This is a genomic window from Streptomyces canarius (genome assembly GCF_014650735.1).
Lineage (GTDB): Bacteria > Actinomycetota > Actinomycetes > Streptomycetales > Streptomycetaceae > Streptomyces > Streptomyces olivaceoviridis.
In genome coordinates this window covers 1-3,574 of the sequence record NZ_BMVN01000148.1, presented here as the reverse complement: position 1 = coordinate 3,574, position 3,574 = coordinate 1, and the positions used below count along the sequence as shown (strand labels likewise).

The following is a 3,574-nucleotide window of genomic DNA, read 5'->3' as shown; positions in this document are numbered from 1 at the left end:
GGTGGCGCTGCGGTCGAGGGCGATCACCGCGCTGGCGGGCCGGGGCGGGATGGTGTCGGTTCCCCTCCCGGTGGAGCAGGTGCGTGATCTGCTGCCGGAGGGTGTGTCGGTGGCGGCGGTGAACGGGCCGTCGTCCGTGGTTGTCGCGGGTGACCCGGATGGTCTGGAGGAGGTTCTGGGCCGGGTGGAGCGGGCCCGGCGCATCCCGGTGGACTACGCCTCTCACTCCGCACAGGTGGAGGAGATCCGTGAGGAGATCCTGCGGGTGCTGGAGGGGGTGTCCCCCCGGCCGGCCACGGTGCCGTTCTACTCCTCCGTGGACACCGAATGGCTCTCCGGGGAGGAACTCGACGCCGGGTACTGGTTCCGCAACCTGCGCCGGCCGGTGCGGTTCGAAACCGCCGTGCGGAGCCTCGCGGCTGCCGGGCACGACATCTTCGTCGAGGTCAGCGCACACCCCGTCCTCACGACGGGGATCCAGGAGACCACCGAGCACGCCGACGGTGACACTCCGGTACTGGCGGTCGGCACCCTGCGCCGTGACGACGGCGGCATGCACCGCTTCCTGACGTCGCTCGGTACGGCGTGGGCACACGGAGCGGAGGTGGACGCGGCCGCGCTGTACCCGGGCGGCCGGCGGGTGGCCCTGCCCACCTATCCGTTCCAGCGCGAGCGGTACTGGGTGGCGCCGCCGTCGCCGGAGGTCTCCACGGACTCCTGGCGCTACCGCGTCACCTGGCGCCCGGCCACACCCGCCGCCCGCCCCCTGCCGGGCAGATGGCTGTTGATCGTCCCGGAGGGATGCCGTGAGGAAGCCTGGGTGACGGGCGTGCTGCGCGCCCTCAGCGGGCGCGGCGCACAGGTCGCCGAGCACGTCGTCCCCGCCGGGACCGGCCGGAAGGACCTGGCCACGGCGCTGGGCGAGCGGTCGCAGCCGGACGGCGTGCTGTCGCTGCTGGCGCTGGCCGAACGGCCCGACCCGGCCTACCCGGGTCTGACCACGGGCCTGGCCCTCACCACCGTGCTCACCCAGGCGCTCGACGACCTCCGCTGGACCGCGCCGCTGTGGTGCCTCACCCACGGTGCCACGTCCGCGGCCGACGACGCCGGACCGCGGCACCCCGCGCAGGCGGCGGTGTGGGGCCTCGGCCGGGTCATCGGTCTGGAGCACCCGGAGTTCTGGGGCGGTCTGGCCGACCTGCCCCCCGACTACGACGACCGGTCCGCCGCCGCGCTCTGCGACGTGCTCGCCGGTGGCGGCGACGAGGACCAGTGGGCGATCCGCGCGCACACCACCCTGGTGCGCCGCCTCGCCCGCGCGTTGCCGGACGGCAGGCCCGCCCGGCGCGCCTGGCGTCCGCAGGGCACGGTTCTGGTCACGGGGGCCACCGGCGCCGTCGGCCCGTACATCGCCCGCTGGCTGGCCGCCGCAGGCGCCGAGCACCTGGTGCTGGCGAGCCGCCGCGGCGCGGACGTGCCCGGCGCCGCGGAACTCACCGCGGAACTCGCCGAGGCGGGGACCCGGCTCGACTACACGGGCTGTGACGTCACCGACCGTGCGGCGGTGGCCGACCTGGTGGCGCGGCTCGCCGGGGAGGGCACCCCGGTCCGCGTGGTCGTGCACGCCGCGGCCCTCATCCAGATCGCGTCCCTGGCCGACACCTCGCTGGCCGAGTTCGAGGACGTCGTGCACGCCAAGACGGCCGGCGCGGTTCACCTGGCCGAGCTGCTGCCCGACCTCGACGCGTTCATCCTCTTCTCCTCCATCGCCGGGGTCTGGGGCAGCGGTGACCACGGCGCCTATGCCGCCGCCAACGCCTTCCTCGACGCCTACGCCGAGCACCTGCGGGGCCGCGGCGTGCCGGCCACGTCCATCGCCTGGGGCATCTGGAACACCCCGAACCTGGCGGATTCCGCCACCATGCCCGGCGGCCTCGACATGGACCGGGTCCGGCGCCAGGGCCTGCCGTTCATCGACCCGCAGCTCGCGGTCTCGGCCCTTCAGCGGGCCCTGGACGACGACGAGACGGTCCTCGCGGTCGCCGAGGTGGACTGGTCGCGCTTCGCGCCGGTCTTCACCTCCGCCCGTCCCCGCCCGCTGCTGGACGAGATACCGGAGGTGGCGGCCCTCGCCAAGGAGGAAAGCCCGGTCGCCGCACCGGCGACCGCTGCCCTTTCCGAGGCCGAGCTCGTCACGCTCGTACGCGAACAGGTGGCCTCGGTCCTCGGCCACTCCGGCGGTGACGCGGTCGATCCCAAGCGCGCCTTCAGGGACATCGGCTTCGACTCGCTCACCGCGGTGGAGCTGCGCAACCGGCTGAACGCCGCGACCGGCCTGCGGCTGCCCACCACGGTCGTCTTCGACCACCCCAACGTCCACGCCATCGCCCGCCACCTGCGTGCGGAGCTGACCCAGGACACCGCCGCCCCGGGGGCCACGGTCGTGGTCGCGGCCGAGAACGAGCCGATCGCACTGGTGGGGATGGCCTGCCGGTTCCCGGGTGGCGTCAACACCCCGGAGAAGCTGTGGGAACTGCTGCGCGCGGGCGGCGACGTCATCTCCGACTTCCCGACCGACCGCGGCTGGGACCTGGACGGCCTCTACGACCCGGACCCTGACAGGCCCGGCACGTCGTACACCCGGCACGGCGGCTTCCTGGACGCGGCGGGCGACTTCGACCCCCTGTTCTTCGGAATCAGCCCGCGTGAGGCGCTCACGATGGACCCGCAGCAGCGGCTGCTGCTGGAGACCGCGTGGGAGGCGTTCGAGCGGGCCGGTATCGACCCGGAGAGCCAGCGCGGCGAGCGGGCCGGTGTCTTCGTCGGCACCGGCTACCAGGGCTACGGCGCCAACGCCGAGGTCCCGGAAGGGCTGGAGGGCCAGATGGTCACGGGCGGCTCCGCCAGCGTGGCGTCCGGCCGGATCGCGTACACCTTCGGTCTGGAGGGTCCCGCGGTCAGCGTGGACACGGCGTGTTCGTCGTCGCTGGTGGCGATGCACCTGGCGAGCCAGGCGCTGCGCTCGGGCGAGTGCTCGCTCGCCCTCGCCGGCGGTGTCACCGTGATGGCCAACCCGGAGGGCTTCATCGGCTTCAGCCGACAGCGCGGCCTCGCCGAGGACGGCCGCTGCAAGGCGTTCGCCGCCTCTGCCGACGGCATGGGCATGTCCGAGGGTGTCGGCATGGTGGTCCTGGAGCGGCTGTCGGACGCGCGGCGCAACGGGCACCCGGTGCTGGCGGTGATCCGGGGCAGCGCCACCAACCAGGACGGCGCGTCCAACGGCCTGTCCGCGCCCAGCGGCCTCGCGCAGCGGCGGGTGATCCGGCAGGCGCTGGCCAATGCCGGGCTGAAGCCGTCCGAGGTGGACGTGGTGGAGGCGCACGGCACGGGCACGACGCTCGGTGACCCGATCGAGGCGCAGGCGCTGCTGGCCACCTACGGACAGGACCGGGAGGAACCACTCTGGCTGGGCTCCGTCAAGTCCAACATCGGCCACACGCAGCTGGCCTCCGGTGTGGCCGGTGTGATCAAGATGGTGCTGGCGATGCGGCACGGCGTGCTGCCCAGGACCCTG

1 protein-coding gene is annotated in these 3,574 nt (G+C 74.0%); it reads left to right on the top strand.

The features are described from left to right. A partial coding sequence (locus tag IE294_RS46445; RefSeq protein WP_189895348.1) for a type I polyketide synthase occupies positions 1–3,574 on the top strand: 3,574 nt, incomplete at both ends.